Here is a 22923-nt window from a genome sequence, read left to right on the forward strand (position 1 = left end):
ACCTGGAGGGCTTTCTTGTTTTTGATACCTTAGGGATACCTTCGGAATTTGTGGCATCATTTTTAACAGCAATAATCCTCATAATACCTATTAAAAAAGTGAATATTTACTGGTAATTTGTATGTTATGAGGATATTTATTTGTATCTTTGTCGCCCGAATTGTAATCTAACGATTAAAAAAAGAGAGAAGCTTTGGGAAAGTTTGATAAATACAAAATTGATTTGAAAGGCATGCAAACAGACTCTGCTAAGTATGAGTTTGTTTTGGATAACCTTTACTTCGCCCACATTGATGGTCCTGAAGTTCAGAAAGGAAAAGTAAATGTTACTTTGACTGTAAAAAGAACCTCTCGTGCTTTCGAATTGAGCTTTCAGACGGACGGTATGGTATGGGTACCATGCGACCGTTGTTTGGACGAAATGGAGCTACAGATCACATCATCTGATAAACTGATGGTGAAGTTTGGACATGAATATGCAGAAGAAGGTGATAACTTGATTGTAATCCCCGAAGAAGAGGGAGAAATCAATGTAGCATGGTTCATGTATGAATTTGTGGCGCTTTCCATCCCTATGAAGCATGTACATGCTCCGGGTAAGTGCAACAAAGCTGTTACTAGTAAGTTGAGTAAGCATCTCAAAACAGATGCTAATGAAGATAGCGATGAAGTCTTTGACACAGGTGGAGATGATATCGTAGTAGAGGAGGAAATGGAGGAACAAATTGATCCCCGTTGGAATGAATTAAAAAAAATATTAGATAATAATTAAAGTTTTAAGAAAATGGCACATCCTAAGAGAAGACAATCAAAAACAAGAACAGCAAAGAGAAGAACTCATGATAAGGCAGTAGCTCCTACATTGGCTATTTGTCCGAATTGCGGAGAATGGCATGTTTACCACACTGTATGTGGCGCATGTGGTTACTACAGAGGTAAGCTCGCTATCGAAAAAGAAGCAGCTGTATAATTAGTACAGTATACTCAAGACAGCCGAGGGGGAAAACTCTCCGGCTGCTTTAAGTATTATAGTATTGCTAATTTAAAATAGGTTTGATGGAAAAAATAAATGCAGTAATCACAGGAGTTGGAGGCTATGTACCCGATTATATCTTGACTAATGAAGAGATATCAAGAATGGTAGATACCAACGACGAATGGATTATGACTCGTATCGGAGTAAAGGAAAGACATATTCTGAATGAGGAAGGATTAGGTAGCTCATACATGGCACGCAAGGCTGCCAAGCAGTTGATGAAAAAGACTGGAGCCAATCCTGACGATATCGATTTGGTTATTGTTGCTACCAGTACTCCTGACTATCACTTCCCTTCTACAGCTTCTATTCTTTGCGATAAACTCGGACTGAAAAATGCGTTTGCTTTCGACTTGCAAGCTGCATGTAGTGGCTTTCTGTATCTGATGGAAACTGCTGCGAATTTCATTCGTTCGGGAAGATATAAGAAAATTATCATTGTCGGTGCCGATAAGATGTCGTCAATGGTTAACTATACAGATCGTGCTACTTGCCCTATCTTTGGTGACGGTGCTGCTGCTTTTATGCTGGAGCCCACTACGGAAGATCTGGGTATCATGGATTCGATACTGAGAACAGATGGTAAAGGTCTGCCTTTCCTCCATATGAAAGCTGGTGGTTCGGTTTGTCCTCCGTCTTATTTCACAGTAGACAATAAAATGCACTATCTGCACCAGGAAGGAAGAACAGTGTTCAAATATGCAGTTTCAAGTATGTCGGATGTATCTGCTGCAATCGCAGAAAAGAATGGTCTGACAAAAGATAACATTGACTGGGTGGTTCCCCATCAGGCGAATGTTCGTATCATCGAAGCTGTGGCTCATCGCATGGAACTCCCAATGGATAAAGTGCTGGTGAATATTGAACATTATGGTAACACAAGTGCCGCCACACTTCCCCTGTGTATCTGGGATTATGAAGATAAACTCAAGAAAGGTGATAACATTATATTTACAGCATTCGGCGCCGGATTTACATGGGGTGCGGTTTATGTAAAATGGGGTTATGACGGAAAAAAGGAATCGTAACGTAAGTTACTGAACTATAACACAAAAAACGCATCTTATTTCGATTCGATGCGTTTTTTTGTCTCAACCAATAAAATAAAGAGAAATGCATAAAGCAGGTTTTGTGAACATCGTAGGGAACCCGAATGTCGGAAAATCGACATTGATGAATGCTTTGGTGGGAGAACGTATATCAATTGCCACCTTCAAAGCACAGACTACCCGTCACCGGATTATGGGAATTTATAATACGGATGATATGCAGATTGTTTTTTCTGATACTCCGGGAGTATTGAAACCTAACTATAAGTTGCAGGAGTCGATGCTGAACTTCTCGACTTCCGCACTGACGGATGCGGATGTACTGCTTTATGTGACCGACGTGGTGGAAACGCCGGACAAGAACAACGAGTTTATGGGAAAGGTGCGTCAGATGACCGTCCCTGTCCTGTTGCTTATAAACAAAATAGACCTCACGGATCAGGAGAAGCTAATAAAGTTGGTCGAAGAGTGGAAGGAGTTGCTTCCACAGGCTGAGATTATTCCTATTTCCGCCGCATCAAAGTTCAATGTGGATTATGTGATGAAGCGTATTCAGGAATTATTGCCCGATTCTCCTCCTTACTTCGGCAAAGACCAGTGGACGGATAAGCCTGCCCGCTTCTTTGTGAATGAAATTATCCGTGAAAAGATCCTGCTATACTATGACAAAGAGATCCCCTATTCGGTGGAAGTAGTGGTAGAGGAATTTAAAGAGGAAGCGAAAAAGATCCATATCCGGGCGGTGATTTATGTGGAACGGGACTCGCAAAAAGGAATTATTATCGGCAAGCAAGGAAAAGCTCTGAAGAAAGTGGCTACCGAGGCACGCCGGGAATTGGAACGTTTCTTTGGAAAGACTATTTTCCTGGAAACCTATGTGAAGGTTGATAAAGATTGGCGCAGTTCGGATAAGGAACTGCGGAACTTTGGTTATCAGTTAGATTAAGAGTATTCATGCGACTGGGATAGTCGTGAAAAAACAAGGTATTGAGCTATGAATAATTTAGTTGCAATTGTAGGACGCCCCAATGTGGGCAAGTCTACCTTATTTAACCGTCTGACGAAAACTCGTCAGGCTATTGTGAATGAAGAAGCGGGGACGACCCGCGACAGGCAGTATGGCAAGTCCGAATGGCTGGGCCGTGAGTTCTCCGTGGTAGATACCGGCGGATGGGTGGTGAATTCTGATGATATCTTTGAAGAGGAAATCAGGAAGCAAGTATTGCTGGCAGTAGAAGAAGCGGACGTTATTCTGTTTGTAGTGGATGTGATGAACGGAGTGACGGATCTGGATATGCAGGTGGCGGCTATCTTGCGGCGTGCCAATAGTCCGGTGATTATGGTGGCCAATAAAACGGATAATAATGAATTGCAATATAACGCTCCTGAGTTTTATAAATTAGGATTGGGCGATCCGTATTGTATCTCTGCTATCACAGGAAGTGGTACAGGTGATTTGATGGACTTGATTGTCAGTAAATTCAGTAAAGAGAATTCAGAAATTCTGGACGATGATATCCCTCGCTTCGCTGTAGTGGGACGTCCGAATGCAGGAAAATCTTCTATTGTAAACGCGTTTATCGGAGAAGACCGTAACATCGTGACGGAGATTGCCGGAACAACCCGCGACTCTATCTATACACGTTACAACAAATTCGGTTTCGATTTTTATCTGGTAGATACAGCCGGTATCCGTAAAAAGAATAAGGTGAACGAGGATCTGGAATATTATTCGGTAGTTCGTTCGATTCGTTCGATTGAGAACGCGGATGTCTGTATTTTGATGCTCGATGCAACGAGAGGCGTTGAGAGCCAGGATTTGAATATCCTTTCTCTGATACAGAAAAATCAGAAAGGCTTGGTGGTTGTGATTAATAAGTGGGATCTTATAGAGGATAAAACGGCGAAAATGATGAAAGAGTTCGAGGCAACTATCCGTTCACGCTTTGCTCCGTTTGTGGATTTTCCGATTATATTTGCTTCTGCATTGACCAAACAGCGTATCCTGAAAGTGCTTGAAGAAGCTCGTAGCGTATATGAAAACCGTACAACAAAGATACCGACTGCCCGCTTGAATGAAGAAATGCTTCCGCTGATCGAGGCATATCCGCCCCCATCAAATAAAGGTAAGTATATCAAGATTAAATATATCACGCAGTTGCCGAATACCCAGGTGCCTTCTTTTGTCTATTTTGCAAATCTGCCGCAGTATGTGAAAGAACCGTACAAGCGTTTCTTGGAAAACAAAATGCGTGAGAAGTGGAATCTTACCGGTACACCGATCAATATTTATATCCGACAGAAATAAAGGTATATTCATATGAATAAAAAGAAATCGCCCGGCAGTGGAATGTTGCCGGGCGATTTATCTTTTATACTGAACAGATCTCCGTTTTGTTTTGAACCGGTGATTCGCAAAGATTATTCGTCTTTGTTTAACTGGAAATCTTTACGGCGCAATACGAAGCTGTTACTCAGATATTTCTCACGCACGATCTTGTTTTCAGCCAGCTCTTCCGGTGTGCCCTGAAACAGGATCTTTCCTTCAAACAGCAGATAAGCGCGGTCGGTGATACTTAATGTTTCCTGTACATTGTGGTCGGTAATCAGGATGCCGATATTTTTATCCTTTAGCTTCCATACAATTTGCTGGATATCTTCTACCGCGATAGGGTCGACTCCGGCAAATGGTTCATCAAGCATGATGAACTTCGGGTCGATGGCAAGACACCGGGCGATTTCCGTACGGCGGCGTTCACCTCCGGACAGTTGGTTACCTTTGTTCTTGCGTACCTTTTGAAGACGGAACTCTGCAATCAGGCTTTCGAGCTTCTCCTTCTGATAATCCTTAGGCTTATTGGTCATCTCGAGTACAGAAGCGATATTGTCTTCTACACTCATCTGACGGAATACGGAGGCTTCCTGTGCAAGGTACCCGATACCCGTCTGCGCCCGTTTGTATACTGGAAATTTGGTAATCTCAAGGTCGTCGAGGAAGATCCGGCCTTCATTAGGCGTGATCAGTCCTACGGTCATATAGAATGAAGTCGTCTTACCGGCACCGTTCGGTCCCAGCAAACCTACAATTTCACCTTGCTTCACGTCAATGGATACATGGCTTACAACGGTTCGTTTTCCGTACTTTTTAACCAGGTCTTCCGTGCGAAGCACCATCTTGCTTTCTTCCATATTCTAGTTATTTTGCGGCAAATGTAGTAAAAATAAGCTGAAATAATGTACATTTGCAGACAAATAGTGTGAGTTATGATAAAAGCATTGAGAACCGTCGGACGATATATCATGCTGATGGGACGTACTTTTTCCCGTCCCGAGCGTATGCGTATGTTTTTCCGGCAATACCTTAACGAGATGGAGCAACTGGGTGTAAACTCCATCGGTATCGTGTTGTTGATTTCGTTTTTCATCGGCGCGGTGATTACCATTCAGATTAAATTGAACATTGAAAGTCCATGGATGCCTCGCTGGACAGTGGGGTATGTGACACGTGAAATCATGTTGCTGGAATTTTCCTCTTCTATTATGTGTCTCATCTTGGCGGGAAAGGTTGGCTCGAACATCGCTTCGGAACTGGGAACGATGCGGGTGACGCAACAGATTGACGCGCTCGAGATCATGGGTATTAATTCTGCCAATTATCTGATATTACCCAAAATTACGGCAATGGTGACTGTGATTCCTGTATTGGTGACATTTAGTATTTTTGCCGGAATCATTGGAGCCTTTTGTACTTGTTGGTTTGCGGGTGTGATGAATGCAGTTGATTTGGAATATGGATTGCAGTATATGTTTGTCGAATGGTTTATCTGGGCGGGTATCATCAAATCCCTCTTCTTTGCCTTTATTATCGCGAGTGTTTCTGCCTTCTTCGGTTATACGGTAGACGGCGGTTCGATTGCCGTGGGAAAGGCTTCTACGGATGCTGTGGTAAGCAGTAGTGTGTTAATTCTGTTTGCAGATTTGGTATTAACTAAACTTTTGATGGGATGATTGACGTTAGAGGACTTTATAAATCATTTGAAGATAAGACGGTATTGAGTGATATCAATGCCTCTTTTGAGAATGGGAAGACAAACTTGATTATCGGTCAGAGTGGGTCCGGTAAAACGGTATTGATGAAATGTATCGTAGGATTACTTACTCCCGAGAAGGGGGAAGTGCTTTATGACGGACGTAATCTTGTCCTGATGGGTAAGAAGGAGAAAAAGATGCTTCGCAAGGAGATGGGGATGATTTTTCAGAGTGCTGCCCTTTTCGACTCGATGTCGGTGCTGGATAATGTGATGTTCCCGCTGAATATGTTTAGTAATGATACATTGCGCGATCGTACCAAACGTGCCATGTTCTGTCTGGAACGTGTGAATCTGACTGAAGCAAAAGATAAATTTCCGGGTGAAATCAGTGGTGGTATGCAGAAGCGTGTGGCTATTGCCCGTGCTATCGCATTGAACCCGCAGTACCTGTTCTGTGATGAGCCGAACTCCGGACTGGACCCAAAAACGTCATTAGTTATCGATGATCTCATTCATGACATTACTCAGGAGTATAATATGACGACTATTATCAATACCCATGATATGAACTCTGTGTTGGGGATTGGGGAGAAAGTGATTTATATTTATGAAGGACACAAGGAATGGGAAGGAACGAAAGATGATATCTTTACTTCTACCAATGAAAGGCTGAATAACTTTATCTTTGCTTCTGACCTGCTCCGCAAGGTGAAGGATGTGGAAGTACAGAGCATGGAAGGTTGATTGGAAATAAATAAAAGGACATAAAAAAACTTCTGTCATCAGGTGGCAGAAGTTTCTTTTTTTCTTAGCTATATTAGCGTCGGCAATTAAGCTCTGGGTCTAGCTTCTTTAACTACCATTGTACGGCCCATGTATTCAGCACCGTTCAATTCTGCGATTGCTTTAGCAGCTGCAGCGTCGTCTTCCATTTCAATGAAAGCAAATCCTTTGGATTTACCGGTTTCACGATCCATAACTACTTTAACTGATGATACTGCTCCGTAATCTTCCATCACTTGTTGCAGATCTCCTTCCTTAACACGGTAGTTAAGGTTTCCAACATAAATGTTCATAATGAAAATGATAAAAAAATAAATAAATGAATAAAACTCTCTGGATAGATGGTTACTAATAAAAAGATTAAAACGACAGAGAGTTTACAAATGCGTTTTCGAAACAGAAGTAAAAACCTTGTAATCAAATCGAGAAACTAATGGTCCATCAATCCGCAGCAAAGAAAAGAATAATTTTTGGATTGACCATCTTTTTCTTACTTTAATTTGCAGACAATGAGAAAAAAAGAAGGATGTGTGGTTAGCGAACCATTGCCTGTCATGCAATTGTCATTTATATATTCCATAATAGATGCGAAATAAATCTGCAATGTCTTTTGAAAATTGAAAGATTAGCACTAATTTTGCACCCTCGTTTGAGTTAGAACAAAGTATAAATCAAATAAATAATTGTCAGAATGAACGTTTCATTACAAAACATTGACAAAGTAAGCGCACAGCTTACTGTAAAGCTTGAGAAAGCCGACTATCAGGAGAAAGTAGACAAATCGTTGAAATCATTCCGCCAGAAGGCGCAGATGCCGGGATTCCGTAAAGGAATGGTTCCGATGAGCCTGGTTAAGAAGATGTATGGTAAATCAGTGATTGCAGAAGAAGTGAATAAAGTATTGCAAGAAGCTGTTTACAACTATATTAAAGAAAATAAGGTGAACATGCTGGGCGAACCGTTGCCTAACGAAGAAAAACAGCAGATGATCGACTTCGATACAATGGAAGAATTCGAATTTGTATTCGATATCGCTCTGGCACCTGAATTTAAAGCAGAAGTAAGTGCTAAAGATAAAGTAGATTACTATACAATCGAAGTATCGGATGAAATGATCGATAACCAGGTGAAGATGTATACTCAACGTACTGGTAAATACGATAAAGTAGACGCTTACGAAGATAACGATATGCTGAAAGGCCTGTTGGCTCAGCTGGATGAAGAAGGTAATACGAAAGAAGGCGGTATTCAGGTAGAAGGTGCAGTATTGATGCCTTCTTATATGAAGAACGACGATCAGAAAGCAATCTTCGCTAATGCAAAAGTAAACGATGTATTGGTATTCAATCCGAATGTTGCTTACGACGGACATGCTGCTGAACTTGGCTCTCTGCTGAAGATCGACAAGGAAATCGCTAAAGACGTGAAGTCTGATTTCAGTTTCCAGGTAGAAGAAATCACTCGTTTTGTACCGGGTGAACTGACTCAGGAAGTATTTGACCAGGCATTTGGTGAAGGTGTAGTGAAGACTGAAGAAGAATTCCGCGCTAAGATCAAAGAAGAAATCGCAGCAAGATTTGTGGCTGACAGTGATTATAAATTCCTGATCGACATTCGTAAAGTGATGATGGACAAAGTAGGCAAGCTGGAATTCTCTGATGCATTGCTGAAACGTATCATGTTACTGAACAACGAAGAAAAAGGTGAAGAATATGTAGCTGAGAACTACGATAAGAGCATCGAAGAACTGACTTGGCACCTGATCAAGGAACAGTTGGTAGAGGCAAACGATATCAAAGTAGAACAGGAAGATGTGCTGAAGATGGCGAAAGAAACAACGAAAGCACAGTTTGCTCAATACGGAATGTTGTCTGTACCTGAAGACGTACTTGACAACTATGCACAGGAAATGTTGAAGAAGAAAGAGACAATCAACAATCTGGTAAGCCGCGTAGTAGAAGTGAAGTTGGCTGCAGCCCTGAAAGCTCAGGTAACTTTGGAGAACAAGAGCGTTTCTATGGAAGAGTTCAATAAAATGTTTGAATAATCGTTCGGTTGAATAGAACATAAAGTCACAGAAACACAGAGTTTTTATAAAATTATAACTCTGTGTTTTTTTGTGTCTATGTGTTCTTTTTCGTTTCTTTGCACTTACGTTTATTATAAATTTAATTAGAAAGGAACCATAACATGGATGATTTTAGAAAATACGCAACCAAGCATTTAGGAATGAATGGCATGGTGCTGGACGATGTGATTAAATCGCAAGCCGGGTATTTGAATCCCTATATTCTCGAAGAGAGACAGCTGAATGTAACTCAGCTCGATGTATTCTCCCGACTGATGATGGACCGCATTATTTTTCTGGGTACACAAGTAGATGACTATACGGCAAATACGCTTCAGGCGCAGTTGCTCTATCTGGACTCTGTAGACCCGGGCAAGGATATTTCCATCTATATCAATTCTCCGGGTGGCAGTGTATATGCCGGACTGGGTATTTATGATACCATGCAGTTTATCTCAAGTGATGTTGCGACGATCTGTACAGGTATGGCAGCTTCGATGGCTGCTGTATTGCTGGTAGCTGGTGCTGAAGGTAAACGTTCGGCGTTGCCGCATTCACGCGTTATGATTCACCAGCCGATGGGAGGTGCTCAGGGACAGGCTTCGGATATTGAAATCACAGCCCGTGAGATTCAGAAATTGAAGAAAGAACTTTATACGATTATCGCCGATCATTCGCACACAGACTTCGATAAAGTATGGGCCGACTCAGACCGTGATTACTGGATGACAGCTCAGGAAGCGAAAGAATACGGTATGATTGATGAGGTATTGATTAAAAAATAAAAATGGCTGATTCAAAGACAAAGAAAAAGTGTAGCTTCTGCGGTCGGTCGGAGAATGAGGTCGGATTCCTGATTACAGGAATGAACGGCTATATCTGCGACAGCTGCGCTACTCAGGCTTATGAGATAACTCAGGAAGCACTGGGTGAAAGCAGAAAAGGCGCCGGAGCTACCAAACTCAATTTAAAAGAACTGCCCAAACCGGTAGAAATAAAGAAATTCCTCGATCAGTACGTAATTGGACAAGACGACGCGAAGCGTTTTCTTTCGGTATCGGTTTACAACCACTATAAGCGCCTTTTGCAAAAAGACAGTGGCGATGATGTAGAGATTGAAAAATCAAACATTATCATGGTGGGAAGTACCGGAACCGGAAAAACCCTCTTGGCGCGTACAATTGCCAAGTTGCTTCATGTTCCGTTTACGATTGTAGATGCTACGGTGTTGACGGAAGCCGGTTATGTGGGTGAAGATATTGAAAGCATCCTGACTCGTTTGCTTCAGGTGGCAGATTATAATGTACCGGAAGCTGAACAGGGAATTGTGTTTATTGATGAGATAGACAAGATTGCCCGTAAAGGAGATAATCCTTCCATTACCCGCGACGTAAGCGGGGAGGGAGTACAGCAGGGGTTGCTGAAATTGCTCGAAGGTTCGGTTGTGAACGTTCCCCCTCAGGGAGGCCGTAAGCATCCCGACCAGAAAATGATTCCGGTGAATACTAAAAATATTCTCTTTATCTGCGGAGGTGCTTTCGATGGCATTGAAAAGAAAATTGCCCAACGGCTGAATACACATGTGGTAGGCTATACCGCTTCACAGAAGACAGCTGTAATTGATAAGAATAATATGATGCAGTATATTGCTCCTCAGGATTTGAAGTCATTCGGACTGATTCCCGAAATTATCGGTCGTCTTCCGGTGCTGACTTATCTGAATCCGCTGGATCGTAATGCACTCCGTGCTATTCTTACCGAACCGAAAAACTCTATCATCAAACAATATATCAAATTGTTTGAAATGGATGGTATCAAGCTGACATTTGAGGATTCTGTTTTCGAATATATCGTTGACAAGGCCGTAGAATATAAGCTGGGTGCCCGTGGATTGCGTTCTATTGTGGAAACGATCATGATGGATGTCATGTTTGAAATCCCTTCAGAAAGCAAGAAAGAGTATAAGGTAACGTTGGATTATGCAAAACAACAGCTGGAAAAAGCGAATATGGCAAGGCTGCAAACTGCTTAATATCAAATAGTAAGGCTACTGGAAATGATTGTTTCTGTTTTTTCTTGAAAATATTAGTCGTATTTTGCTTGGTAATTACGAAGTTGTTTATAACTTTGTTTGGCTCTCTTGCAATAGAGGGCTTTACTTAAAGTTAAACCATGAACTGAATAAAACAACCTAAGTTAAGATGGCAGGGAAGATTAATTTAACAGATGAACTGAAAAAGTATTTCGGATTTAATAAGTTCAAGGGAAACCAGGAAGCAATCATTCAGAATTTGCTCGATGGTAAAGATACCTTTGTACTAATGCCTACCGGTGGCGGAAAATCTTTATGCTATCAGTTACCTTCGCTCTTGATGGAAGGTACGGCAATTGTTATTTCTCCGCTCATTGCGTTGATGAAGAATCAGGTGGATGCAATGCGTAATTTCAGTGAAGAGGATGGCATCGCCCATTTTATAAATTCTTCATTAAATAAAGGTGCAATAGACCAAGTCAGGTCTGACATCCTTGCCGGAAAAACAAAATTGCTATATGTGGCTCCTGAGTCGTTGACAAAGGAAGAAAATGTAGATTTTTTGCGTTCGGTGAAAATTTCGTTCTATGCGGTAGACGAAGCTCATTGTATTTCCGAATGGGGACATGACTTCCGTCCGGAGTATCGGCGGATTCGTCCGATCATTAACGAAATAGGGAAAGCTCCCTTGATTGCACTTACTGCAACAGCAACACCGAAGGTACAGCACGATATCCAGAAAAATCTGGGGATGGTGGATGCTCAGGTTTTTAAATCGTCGTTCAACCGTCCGAACCTTTATTATGAGGTACGCGCAAAGACTAATAATATTGATAAAGATATCATTAAGTTCATCAAGAATAATTCGGAAAAGTCGGGTATTATTTATTGCCTGAGCCGGAAGAAAGTAGAAGAACTTGCTGAGATTCTTCAGGCAAACGGAATCAATGCGCGTCCTTATCATGCAGGTATGGACTCTATGACGAGAACGAAGAACCAAGATGATTTCCTGATGGAAAAGGTGGAAGTGATTGTAGCTACCATCGCTTTCGGTATGGGAATTGACAAGCCGGATGTACGGTTTGTAATCCATTACGATATCCCCAAAAGTCTGGAAGGGTATTACCAGGAGACAGGACGTGCCGGCAGAGACGGCGGCGAAGGCCAGTGCCTGACTTTTTATACAAACAAAGACCTGCAGAAACTGGAAAAGTTCATGCAGGGAAAACCTGTGGCAGAACAGGAAATAGGCAAGCAGCTTCTGTTGGAAACCGCTGCTTATGCCGAATCTTCCGTGTGCCGGCGCAAGACATTGCTGCATTATTTCGGTGAAGAATATACGGAAGAAAATTGTGGAAATTGTGACAACTGTTTAAACCCTAAAAAACAAGTGGAGGCTCAAGAGTTATTGTGTGCCGTGATTGAAGCGATTATCGCGGTGAAAGAAAATTTTAAGGCAGATTATATCATAGACATACTACAAGGTAGAGAAACGTCGGAAGTACAGGCTCATTTGCACGAAGATCTGGAAGTATTCGGTTCGGGTATGGGCGAAGAAGACAAAACATGGAATGCGGTGATTCGACAAGCGTTGATTGGCGGTTACTTGAGCAAAGATGTGGAGAATTATGGTCTACTGAAGGTAACGGAAGAAGGACACAAATTCCTGAAGAAACCAAAATCATTCAAGATTACTGAAGATAATGATTTTGAAGAAACGGAAGAAGAAGTACCGGCACGTGGCGGTGGTTCTTGTGCGGTGGACCCGGCTCTTTACTCAATGCTGAAGGACTTGCGGAAGAAGCTTTCCAAGAAGCTGGAGGTTCCTCCATATGTTATTTTCCAGGATCCGTCGTTGGAAGCAATGGCTACCATCTATCCGGTGACACTGGATGAACTGCAGAATATCCCGGGCGTAGGTGCCGGAAAAGCAAAACGCTATGGTGAAGAGTTTTGTAAACTGATCAAGCGTCATTGCGAAGAGAATGAAATTGAACGTCCGGAAGATTTGCGTGTACGTACGGTTGCTAATAAATCGAAAATGAAAGTGGCTATCATTCAGGCTATTGATCGTAAAGTGGCATTGGACGATATCGCTCTTTCCAAAGGAATTGAGTTTGGTGAGCTATTGGATGAGGTGGAAGCGATCGTTTACTCCGGAACCAAACTGAATATTGATTACTTCCTGGAAGAAATTATGGATGAAGACCATATGCTCGATATCTATGATTATTTCAAGGAATCTACGACAGACAAAATTGATGATGCTCTTGATGAACTGGGTGATGAATTTACCGAAGAGGAAGTCCGACTGGTGAGAATCAAGTTCATCTCTGAAATGGCTAATTAAAAAAGCGAAAAAAATAGGCGTGCAGGTATGCTGTTTTGAATAAAAACCGTATATTTGCACGCAATAAATTTTTAAACGCACAGCCCTATGTCATTTATTGCTGATAAGATTGTAATGGATGGGTTAACTTACGACGACGTATTGTTGATCCCCGCTTATTCTGAAGTTTTACCGCGCACTGTCGATCTCTCGACAAAGTTTTCAAGAAACATTGAGTTAAAAATTCCTTTTGTGACGGCTGCCATGGATACGGTTACCGAAGCGAAAATGGCTATTGCCATTGCCCGTGAAGGTGGTATCGGTGTGATTCACAAGAATATGTCTATTGAGGAGCAGGCAAGACAAGTTGCCATTGTAAAGCGTGCTGAAAATGGTATGATTTACGATCCTGTTACTATTAAGAGAGGTTCTACTGTTAGCGATGCTTTGGGAATTATGGCTGAATATAAAATCGGCGGTATTCCTGTGGTGGATGATGAAGGTTATCTGGTAGGTATCGTTACCAACAGAGATTTGCGTTTCGAAAGAGACATGACCAAACATATTGATCTGGTTATGACTCCCAAAGAAAGATTGGTGACTACCAATCAGTCTACAGATTTGGAGTCTGCAGCACAGATTCTTCAGAAACATAAGATCGAGAAATTGCCGATTGTCGGAATGGATGGGAAATTGATCGGTCTTGTTACTTATAAAGATATAACAAAGGCAAAAGATAAACCGATGGCTTGTAAGGATGCCAAAGGTCGTCTGCGTGTAGCTGCAGGTGTGGGCGTTACTGCCGATACGCTGGATCGCATGCAGGCATTGGTAGATGCCGGTGCGGATGCTATCGTGATCGATACAGCTCACGGACATTCTATGTTCGTTATTGAAAAACTGAAAGAAGCAAAGAAACGCTTCCCGAATATTGATATTGTAGTAGGTAATATTGCTACCGGCGAAGCTGCGAAGGCTTTGGCGGAAGCTGGTGCTGATGCAGTGAAAGTAGGTATCGGTCCGGGTTCTATCTGTACGACTCGTGTTGTTGCAGGTGTGGGTGTTCCTCAGTTATCGGCTGTATATGATGTAGCCAAAGCACTGAAAGGTACAGGTGTTCCTTTGATTGCTGATGGTGGATTACGTTACTCCGGTGATGTGGTAAAAGCATTGGCTGCCGGTGGATATTGTGTGATGATCGGATCATTGGTTGCCGGAACTGAAGAGTCTCCGGGTGATACTATTATCTTTAACGGACGTAAGTTCAAGTCATATCGTGGTATGGGCTCATTGGAAGCGATGGAAAATGGTTCGAAGGACCGTTACTTCCAGAGCGGAACTGCCGATGTGAAGAAGTTGGTACCGGAAGGTATTGCTGCACGTGTTCCTTATAAAGGTACGCTTTATGAAGTAGTTTATCAGCTGTCCGGCGGTTTGCGTGCAGGTATGGGATATTGCGGTGCTGCTAATATTGAAAAACTGCATGATGCGAAGTTTACTCGTATCACAAATGCCGGAGTGATGGAAAGTCATCCGCATGACGTGACGATTACCAGTGAATCGCCTAACTATAGCCGTCCGGAATAATTTATATAAACGGTAAACGATTAGCGGTGAACGGTGAACAGGCTGTATGGCACATGTTCGTTGTTCACCGTTTGTCGTTTTAAACAAAGAATCAATGATGAAAAGAAGTCTGCTTTTAGGATGGATAAGTCTCTTCGGAATATGGGTTTCCGCTCAGGAAGATCCCGTAGTAATGCGGATTAACGGAAAGGAAATACCTCGTTCGGAGTTTGAATATTCCTATCGCCGTCATGTGGATGGTGAGGGTGAGAAATTGTCTCCTAAAGAATATGCGGAGCTTTTCATTCAGGCTAAGTTGAAAGTGGAAGCGTCCAGAGCGGCAGGGCTCGATACTACTTCGGCTTTTCGTAAGCAACAGGAAGCTTATCGGACAAAGTTGTTGAGGTCTTATCTGCCGGGCAGCCAGGAAATGGATGGCAATGCCCGTATTCTATATCAGAAGATGAAAGGAAATGTACGTAACGGACAAGTACAGGTACAGCAGATTTTCAAATATCTGCCTCAAACCATTACTTCCAGGCATTTGCAAGAGGAGCAAGCACGTATGGATTCTATTTATCAGGTGATACAGAATCAGCCAAGTATTGATTTTACCAGTTTGGTGGACCGGTTTTCAGATGATAAACGTTGTGTGTGGATCGAAAACTTACAGACAACTTCCGAGTTTGAGGATGTCGCTTTTTCTTTGGCGAAGGGTGAAATATCGAAACCTTTCTTTACACCGGAGGGGCTTCATATTCTGCAAGTTGTTGACCGGAAAGAAGTATCTGCGTATGAGATAGTTAGTGATAGCCTTTTGAATCGTTTACGGCGTCAGCCACTGGATAAAGGAACGGAAGCAATAGTGGAGCAATTGAAAAAAGAATACCAATATGTTCCGAATACGGAGGCTTTGGAGGAATTGCTGCAGAAAGGTGAAACAGATAGAACTTTGTTTACTGTCAATGGGCAGACATATACGGGAGAGATGTTTAAGTGGTTTGCTTCATCCCATCCCCAGGCTGTAAAACGTCAGCTGAATGGTTTTATAGCCAAATCTTTGCTGGATTACGAGAATCGGCATGTGGAAAAAAAGCATCCGGAACTTCGTTATACTTTGCAGGAGTATGCTGAAAAATGTCTGGTTGCGGAGATCACGCGTCAGAAAGTAGATTTACCGGCTGTTAACGATCGGGCAGGATTGGCTACTTATTTTAAGTTTCATTCATCGGATTACCGCTGGGAACATCCTCGGTATAAAGGAGTGGTATTGCATTGTGTGGATAAAAAGACTGCCAAACAGGCTAAAAAGCTGCTGAAGAAAGTACCGGAGAAGGAATGGGAAGACATACTTCGCAAAACTTTTAATACATCCGGTGACGAAAAAATTAAAATCGAACAGGGGATTTTTGCCGACGGAGATAATAAATATATAGATAAATTGGTCTTTAAGAAGGGTGGTTTTGAGTCTGTAATGTCGTATCCTTTTACTATTGTTGCTGGCAAAAAACAGAAGGGTCCGGATGATTACAGAGAGGTAATTGAGCAGGTGAGAAAAGATTATAGAAACTATCTTAACGCATATTGGGAGCGGGAATTGGAGGAGTCAGGTAAGGTTGAAATAAACCAAGAGGTTTTAAAAACAGTTAATAATAACTGATGTAACCGATTATTCACTATCTTCGTACCTTAAATAAGTAGATTTGAATTGACGATGCGAATATTAGTCCTCTTACTAATTACCCTTCTTTGTTGTGGAGCGTGCAAAGAGCAGTACGACCACAAAGGCAAGACTGCATTAGTGGAGGTAGATGGTAACTTTTTATATAAAGAAGATTTGATGTCTGTGCTACCGGTCGGATTGTCAAAAGATGATAGTATTCTTTTCGCCGAGCATTACATTCGTAGCTGGGCGGAGGAGATTTTGTTGTATGAAAAAGCAGCGAATAATATCCCGGATAATGTGGATGTAGATAAGCTGGTGGAGAATTACCGGAAAGCTTTGATCATGCATACTTATCAGCAGGAACTGATAAACCAGAAACTGACGAGTGATATTTCGGAGCAGGAGATTGCGGATTATTATGAGAAAAACAAGGATTTGTTTAAACTGGAATCTCCGCTGATTAAGGGACTGTTTATTAAAGTTCCGTTGACAGCACCTCAGCTGAACAATGTTCGCAGATGGTATAAGACTGAGAAACAGGACGCTGTGGAGAGCCTGGAAAAATATAGTTTGCAGAATGCGGTGAAGTATGAATACTTTTACAATAAATGGGTTCCGGTAACGGATGTGCTGGATCTGATTCCATTGAAAGAGGCGGCACCGGAAGAATACATAAACAAGCATCGGCAAGTGGAGCTGAAAGATACGGCATTTTGTTATTTCCTCAATGTGAGCGATTATCGCGGAGCAGGCGAAGAAAAACCGTATGAGTTTGCACGGTCGGAAGTGAAGGATTTACTGGTCAATCAGAAACGGGTGAACTTTATGGAACAAGTGAAGAACGACCTGTATCAGCAGGCTGTGAACAAAAAGAAGATTATATACAATTATTAAATACAAAGAATGAAGAAGTTTGTGAACTTTAGATTTATTGTTACCCTTGTCCTGGCAGTATTTGCCAACGTGGTAACTTATGCACAGGACAATGTAATTGATGAGGTAGTTTGGGTAGTAGGTGACGAAGCTATTTTGAAATCAGATGTGGAAGAGGCACGCATGGATGCCCTGTATAATGGACGCAGATTTGAAGGCGATCCTTATTGTGTAATACCCGAAGAAATCGCTGTGCAGAAATTATTCCTGCATCAGGCAAAGCTGGACAGTATCGAAGTTTCCGAAGCGGAAATCATTCAGCGCGTAGATATGATGACCAATATGTATATTCAGCAGATTGGTTCTAAAGAGAAGATGGAGGAATACTTCAATAAGACTGCCACTCAAATTCGTGAAACGTTGCGCGAAAATGCCCGGGATGGATTGACGGTACAGAAAATGCAGCAGAAACTGGTAGGAGAAATCAAGGTGACTCCGGCAGAAGTACGCCGCTATTTCAAAGATCTTCCTCAGGACAGTATCCCTTATATTCCCACTCAGGTAGAAGTGCAGATTATCACCCTGCAACCTAAAATTCCTATTGCGGAAATAGAAGACGTAAAGAGACGTTTACGTGATTATACGGATCGTGTGACAAAAGGGGAGATTGATTTCTCTACGCTGGCACGTCTGTATTCTGAAGATAAGGCTTCTGCTATCAAGGGTGGTGAACTTGATTTTATGGGACGTGGTATGCTTGACCCGGCTTATGCCAATGTAGCATTCAGTCTTCAAGACCCGAAGAAGGTTTCCAAGATTGTAGAATCGGAATTTGGTTATCATATTATTCAGCTGATCGAGAAGCGCGGTGACCGTGTGAATACCCGTCACATTCTGTTGCGCCCGAAAGTTTCTGAAAAGGAATTGACAGAGGCTTGTGCCCGTCTGGACTCTATCGGTGATGATATTCGTCAGAATAAGTTTACGTTTGATGATGCTGCTTCTGTGATTTCACAAGATAAAGATACTCGTAATAATCACGGTATTATGGTGAATACGAATGAGCGTACTGGCATCACTACTTCTAAATTCCAGATGCAGGATTTGCCGCAGGATGTTGCGAAAGTAGTGGATAAGATGAATGTGGGTGAAATATCCAAAGCCTTTACGATGATCAACGAGAAAGATGGAAAAGAAGTTTGTGCCATTGTAAAACTGAAAGCAAAGATCAACGGTCATAAAGCTACCATTGCGGAAGACTATCAGGATTTGAAGGAAATAGTGATGGATAAGCGTCGGGAAGAGATGTTGCAGAAATGGATTTTGAACAAACAGAAACATACGTATGTACGTATTGATCCGAACTGGCAGAAGTGTGACTTCAAGTATCCGGGTTGGGTAAGGAATGATTGATGTTTAAACAGCTTGACTTTATATGCTGAAACAAAACAAGAAAGATAAACAGCAAGACGGGCATAGATGGCTTCTTATAGGCTTTCTATGCCTGTTTGCCGTATGCCTTGTGGCGCAGGTGAAGCCCACCGGACAGAATAAAAAGACGGAGACCCCGGCTGTAAAACCTGAGGATGGAACAAAGCAAACTGCCAAAGGTACAAAGAAAGAACCGGAAAATAAAAAGACGAAAGTGTATTTGTTGCATGCAAACCAAGGACAGGCTGACAAGCTTGCCCGACCGGATGTTCAAGTGTTGATCGGAAATGTAAAGCTGCGTCATGACAGTATGTATATGTTTTGTGACAGTGCTTTGATTTACGAGAAAACCAATTCGGTAGAAGCATTCAGTAATGTACGTATGGAGCAGGGAGACACTCTGTTCATCTATGGTGATTATCTTTACTATGATGGAATGACGCAGATTGCGCAGATTCGTGAGAACGTAAAAATGATCAACCGGAACACGACACTGCTGACTGACAGTCTGAATTATGACCGTCTTTATGATCTCGGTTATTATTTTGAGGGAGGGACTTTGATGGATGAAGAGAATGTATTAACCTCAGACTGGGGAGAATACAGTCCGGCTACCAAACAATCGGTGTTCAATCATGATGTGAAATTGGTGAATCCTAAGTTTGTATTGACATCGGATACATTGAAATATAATACCTTCTCTAAGATTGCTACCATTCTCGGTCCTTCGAATATTGTGAGTGATAATAATCATATCTATTCAGAACGAGGCTTTTATAATACATTGAGTGAACAGGCAGAATTGTTGGATCGTTCTATTCTGACGAATGACGGAAAGAAGTTGATTGGTGACAGCTTGTTTTATGACCGGAAAGTGGGATATGGTGAAGCGTTCGATAATATACGAATGACAGATACCATCAATAAAAATATGCTGACGGGCAATTATTGTTTCTATAATGAATTGACCGATTCTGCTTTTGCCACCAAACGTGCCGTTGCTATTGACTATTCACAAGGTGACAGCCTCTTTATGCATGGAGATACGTTGCAGCTTGTTTCCTATAATCTGAATACGGACTCAGTATTCCGCCTGATGAAAGCTTATCATAAGGTCCGTATGTATCGTACTGATGTGCAAGGTGTTTGCGACTCACTGGTCTATAATTCAAAAGATTCTTGCCTGACCATGTATACGGACCCGATTCTTTGGAATGAAGGTCAGCAACTGCTCGGTGAGGAGATCAAGATTTATATGAATGACAGTACCATTAACTGGGCGCACATTATCAACCAGGCACTGACGGTAGAGATGAAAGATTCCATTCACTATAACCAGGTGTCCGGTAAAGAAATGAAAGCCTATTTCGAAAACGGTGATATGCGGCATATTGAAGTGATAGGTAATGTGATGACTGCTTTCTATCCGGAAGAAAAAGACAGTACAATGACCGGTTTTAATAACATGGAAGGAAGTGTACTTCATCTTTATCTGAAAGAAAAGAAGATGGAAAAGGGTATGTTTGTTGGTAAGTCCAACGGAACATTATATCCAATGGATCAGATACCTCCCGATAAGCTGAGGCTGTCTACATTTGCCTGGTTTGACTATGTCCGTCCTTTAAATAAAGAGGATATTTTCAATTGGAGAGGCAAGAAGGAAGGGGAGACACTGAAACCTACCACCGACCGGCGGCCAAAGACTGATAGGCGAAAGTTAATTAATATGGATTTTCCTGATTTGAAATAGCGTATGGGAATGTTTTTTAATTCGATGAGGAAACCTCGGGGCTTTAATCATCAATACATTTATGTGAACGAGCGGAAAGAGAAGCTCGATAAGATGGAGGAGAAAGCGAAGCGTGAATTGGGAATGCTTCCTGAGAAAGAGTTCAGTCCCGAAGATATTCGCGGTAAGTTTGTCGAAGGAACTACGCATCTGAAGCGCAGAAAGGCAAGCGGACGTAAACCTGTATCCTTTGGAATCATATTGATAATCATAGCTTTCCTTTTATATTTGTGGCATTATTTGGCGACGGGAAGCTGGTCATTTTAACTACTTAAGTAAACTATGAGCGATATTATTCATTTGTTGCCTGATTCGGTAGCTAATCAGATTGCTGCCGGTGAAGTGATACAACGTCCGGCATCTGTTATTAAAGAGCTAGTGGAAAATGCAATCGATGCAGATGCTCAAAATATACATGTACTCGTCACGGATGCTGGTAAGACCTGCATCCAGATTATAGACGATGGAAAAGGAATGTCCGAAACGGATGCACGACTTGCTTTCGAACGTCATGCGACTTCTAAAATTCGCGAGGCATCGGATTTGTTTGCTCTGCGTACGATGGGATTTCGTGGGGAAGCACTGGCTTCCATCGCAGCTGTGGCGCAGGTTGAATTGAAAACACGGCTGGAATCCGAAGAATTGGGAACCAGATTGGTGATTGCAGGTTCTAAAGTAGAAAGCCAGGAAGCTGTTTCCTGCTCAAAGGGAAGTAACTTTTCTGTGAAGAATTTATTCTTTAATGTGCCTGCCCGTCGTAAGTTCCTAAAAGCTAATTCAACAGAACTAAGTAATATTCTGGCTGAATTTGAACGCATTGCTCTGGTTCATCCTGAGGTATCCTTTTCACTTTACAGCAATGATTCCGAATTGTTCAATCTGCCTGTATCTCCTTTGCGGCAACGTATTCTTGCTATCTTTGGCAAGAAACTGAATCAACAGTTGTTGAATATCGAGGTGAATACTACGATGGTGAAAATCTCGGGCTACATAGCAAAGCCGGAAACGGCCCGTAAGAAAGGTGCACATCAATACTTCTTTGTCAACGGACGCTATATGCGCCATCCTTATTTTCATAGGGCAGTGATGGAAGCTTATGAACAGTTGATCCCTGTTGGCGAGCAAGTTTCCTATTTTATTTACTTTGAAGTAGACCCGGCTAATATTGATGTGAATATCCATCCTACAAAGACGGAAATCAAGTTTGAGAATGAACAGGCCATTTGGCAAATACTTTCGGCATCAGTAAAAGAGTCATTGGGTAAGTTCAGTGCCATTCCTTCCATTGATTTCGACACGGAAGACATGCCGGAGATTCCTGCATTTGAGCAGAATCTTCCTCCTGCACCTCCGAAAGTTAACTATAACTCAGATTTTAATCCGTTCAAAGTATCCTCCGGAGGAAGTGGCGGTGGGTCATATACTCGTCCGAAAGTGGAATGGGAAGGATTGTATGGTGGATTGACTAAGGCAAGTAAGATAAATGAACCTCAGCAAGAGCCGGAAATGGACTGGGAGAATTCTCCTTTCGAAGAAGAATCGGTGGTTGCTGAAGAGAAAACTATTTCGGCTGTATCTGCCGCTTCATCCACTTTTTCATCCGCTTCATCTACATTATATGCTAATGAGCCTGTGATTGAAAAGGGAAATCTGCATCTGCAGTTTAAAGGCCGCTTTATTCTGACTTCAGTGAAATCCGGATTGATGCTGATTGACCAGCATCGTGCGCATATCCGCGTACTTTTTGATCGCTATATGGTGCAGATAAAACAAAAGCAAGGCGTTTCACAGGGAGTGCTTTTTCCCGAAATATTGCAGTTGCCTGCTTCAGAAGCTGCTGTCTTGCAAGGAATCATGGATGATTTATCGGCAGTTGGTTTTGATTTGAGTGATTTGGGTGGCGGTAGCTATGCTATCAACGGTATTCCTTCGGGGATAGAAGGACTGAATCCGGTTGAGTTGGTACGGAATATGCTACATACAGCTATGGAAAAAGGAAATGATGTAAAGGAGGAGATCCAGCATATCTTAGCTTTAACATTGGCGCGTGCTGCAGCGATTGTATATGGTCAGGTGTTGAGTAATGAGGAAATGGTAAGTCTTGTAGACAGTCTTTTTGCCTGTCCTTCACCTAATTACACTCCGGATGGCAAAACAGTCTTGACTACAATAAAGGAAGAGGACATCGAAAAATTATTCAAATAAAACAAATAAAATCATCATTTTATAAAACCTTTTAGTTCAGTTCGTGTTATTTAAATAGTTCAACA

20 protein-coding genes are annotated in these 22923 nt (G+C 42.0%); 18 read left to right on the forward strand and 2 right to left on the reverse strand.

What is annotated here, in order from left to right; translation table 11 throughout:
- Window positions 1-193: 193 nt before the first annotated feature.
- The 5 genes from HMPREF2794_RS26385 to der all read left to right on the forward strand — a co-directional run bounded on the left by HMPREF2794_RS26385 (window position 194) and on the right by der (window position 4393).
- Window positions 194-772: a YceD family protein gene (locus HMPREF2794_RS26385; RefSeq protein ID WP_010536475.1), complete on the forward strand. Its 579-nt coding sequence runs from the start codon at window positions 194-196 to the stop codon at window positions 770-772.
- 12 nt (window positions 773-784) lie between these two features.
- A complete protein-coding gene (gene rpmF / locus HMPREF2794_RS28275) occupies window positions 785-970 on the forward strand; it encodes a 50S ribosomal protein L32 (protein WP_002562387.1) in 186 nt (61 codons plus the stop codon).
- Between the two features lie 86 nt (window positions 971-1056).
- A complete protein-coding gene (locus tag HMPREF2794_RS26390; RefSeq protein ID WP_010536476.1) occupies window positions 1057-2064 on the forward strand; it encodes a beta-ketoacyl-ACP synthase III in 1008 nt (335 codons plus the stop codon).
- A gap of 85 nt (window positions 2065-2149) precedes the next feature.
- Entirely contained in the window at window positions 2150-3031 is an 882-nt protein-coding gene (gene era / locus HMPREF2794_RS26395; RefSeq protein ID WP_008760765.1) for a GTPase Era, read from the forward strand.
- 48 nt (window positions 3032-3079) lie between these two features.
- Window positions 3080-4393: a ribosome biogenesis GTPase Der gene (gene der / locus HMPREF2794_RS26400; protein WP_010536477.1), complete on the forward strand. Its 1314-nt coding sequence runs from the start codon at window positions 3080-3082 to the stop codon at window positions 4391-4393.
- A gap of 113 nt (window positions 4394-4506) precedes the next feature.
- Here der and lptB read toward each other — a convergent pair whose 3' ends face one another.
- On the reverse strand, window positions 4507-5274 hold the full coding sequence (lptB, locus tag HMPREF2794_RS26405; RefSeq protein ID WP_010536478.1) for an LPS export ABC transporter ATP-binding protein: 768 nt from the start codon (window positions 5272-5274) through the stop codon (window positions 4507-4509).
- Window positions 5275-5349: 75 nt separating this feature from the next.
- Between lptB and HMPREF2794_RS26410 the strand changes: the two genes are divergently transcribed.
- Together HMPREF2794_RS26410 and HMPREF2794_RS26415 are read left to right on the forward strand one after the other, a co-directional pair.
- On the forward strand, window positions 5350-6093 hold the full coding sequence (locus tag HMPREF2794_RS26410) for an MlaE family ABC transporter permease (protein ID WP_008760768.1): 744 nt from the start codon (window positions 5350-5352) through the stop codon (window positions 6091-6093).
- A complete protein-coding gene (locus tag HMPREF2794_RS26415; protein ID WP_010536479.1) occupies window positions 6090-6860 on the forward strand; it encodes an ABC transporter ATP-binding protein in 771 nt (256 codons plus the stop codon). The genes HMPREF2794_RS26410 and HMPREF2794_RS26415 overlap by 4 nt, the downstream gene beginning before the upstream one ends.
- 86 nt (window positions 6861-6946) lie before the next feature.
- On the opposite strand, the gene HMPREF2794_RS26420 is transcribed toward HMPREF2794_RS26415, so the two are convergent.
- Complete coding sequence (locus tag HMPREF2794_RS26420) at window positions 6947-7192, reverse strand: RNA recognition motif domain-containing protein (RefSeq protein WP_004297160.1); 246 nt, start codon at window positions 7190-7192, stop codon at window positions 6947-6949.
- A gap of 398 nt (window positions 7193-7590) precedes the next feature.
- Here HMPREF2794_RS26420 and tig point away from each other — a divergent pair, with 398 nt between their 5' ends.
- The 11 genes from tig (at window position 7591) to mutL (ending at window position 22858) form a co-directional block, all read left to right on the forward strand.
- The gene (gene tig, locus HMPREF2794_RS26425; RefSeq protein ID WP_010536480.1) at window positions 7591-8946 is read left to right on the forward strand and encodes a trigger factor; all 1356 of its coding nucleotides are present in this window, start codon (window positions 7591-7593) and stop codon (window positions 8944-8946) included.
- Between the two features lie 143 nt (window positions 8947-9089).
- Entirely contained in the window at window positions 9090-9752 is a 663-nt protein-coding gene (gene clpP, locus HMPREF2794_RS26430) for an ATP-dependent Clp endopeptidase proteolytic subunit ClpP (protein ID WP_004297164.1), read from the forward strand.
- A 2-nt stretch (window positions 9753-9754) separates the two neighbouring features.
- Window positions 9755-10999 (forward strand): ATP-dependent Clp protease ATP-binding subunit ClpX, encoded by a 1245-nt coding sequence (clpX, locus tag HMPREF2794_RS26435; RefSeq protein WP_010536481.1) that lies wholly within the window; start codon window positions 9755-9757, stop codon window positions 10997-10999.
- A 169-nt stretch (window positions 11000-11168) separates the two neighbouring features.
- Window positions 11169-13349, forward strand: a complete 2181-nt coding sequence (gene recQ / locus HMPREF2794_RS26440) for a DNA helicase RecQ (RefSeq protein ID WP_008764112.1) — start codon at window positions 11169-11171, stop codon at window positions 13347-13349.
- 87 nt (window positions 13350-13436) lie between these two features.
- Window positions 13437-14915 (forward strand): IMP dehydrogenase, encoded by a 1479-nt coding sequence (gene guaB / locus HMPREF2794_RS26445; protein WP_010536489.1) that lies wholly within the window; start codon window positions 13437-13439, stop codon window positions 14913-14915.
- Between the two features lie 97 nt (window positions 14916-15012).
- Window positions 15013-16554 carry a peptidylprolyl isomerase gene (locus HMPREF2794_RS26450; RefSeq protein WP_168166640.1) on the forward strand — a complete coding sequence of 514 codons (1542 nt, stop codon included), beginning with the start codon at window positions 15013-15015 and terminating at the stop codon, window positions 16552-16554.
- Window positions 16555-16608: 54 nt separating this feature from the next.
- Window positions 16609-17454, forward strand: a complete 846-nt coding sequence (locus tag HMPREF2794_RS26455; RefSeq protein WP_029425272.1) for a peptidylprolyl isomerase — start codon at window positions 16609-16611, stop codon at window positions 17452-17454.
- 9 nt (window positions 17455-17463) lie between these two features.
- A complete protein-coding gene (locus tag HMPREF2794_RS26460) occupies window positions 17464-18846 on the forward strand; it encodes a peptidylprolyl isomerase (RefSeq protein WP_010536492.1) in 1383 nt (460 codons plus the stop codon).
- 22 nt (window positions 18847-18868) lie between these two features.
- Window positions 18869-20614, forward strand: coding sequence for an OstA-like protein (locus HMPREF2794_RS26465; protein ID WP_010536493.1), 1746 nt, complete (start codon window positions 18869-18871; stop codon window positions 20612-20614).
- Window positions 20615-20617: 3 nt separating this feature from the next.
- On the forward strand, window positions 20618-20920 hold the full coding sequence (locus HMPREF2794_RS26470; protein WP_010536494.1) for a hypothetical protein: 303 nt from the start codon (window positions 20618-20620) through the stop codon (window positions 20918-20920).
- A 15-nt stretch (window positions 20921-20935) separates the two neighbouring features.
- The gene (gene mutL, locus HMPREF2794_RS26475) at window positions 20936-22858 is read left to right on the forward strand and encodes a DNA mismatch repair endonuclease MutL (RefSeq protein ID WP_010536495.1); all 1923 of its coding nucleotides are present in this window, start codon (window positions 20936-20938) and stop codon (window positions 22856-22858) included.
- Window positions 22859-22923: the final 65 nt, after the last annotated feature.

It is taken from the genome of Bacteroides sp. HMSC067B03 (assembly GCF_001811315.1).
Taxonomy (GTDB): Bacteria; Bacteroidota; Bacteroidia; order Bacteroidales; family Bacteroidaceae; genus Bacteroides; species Bacteroides faecis.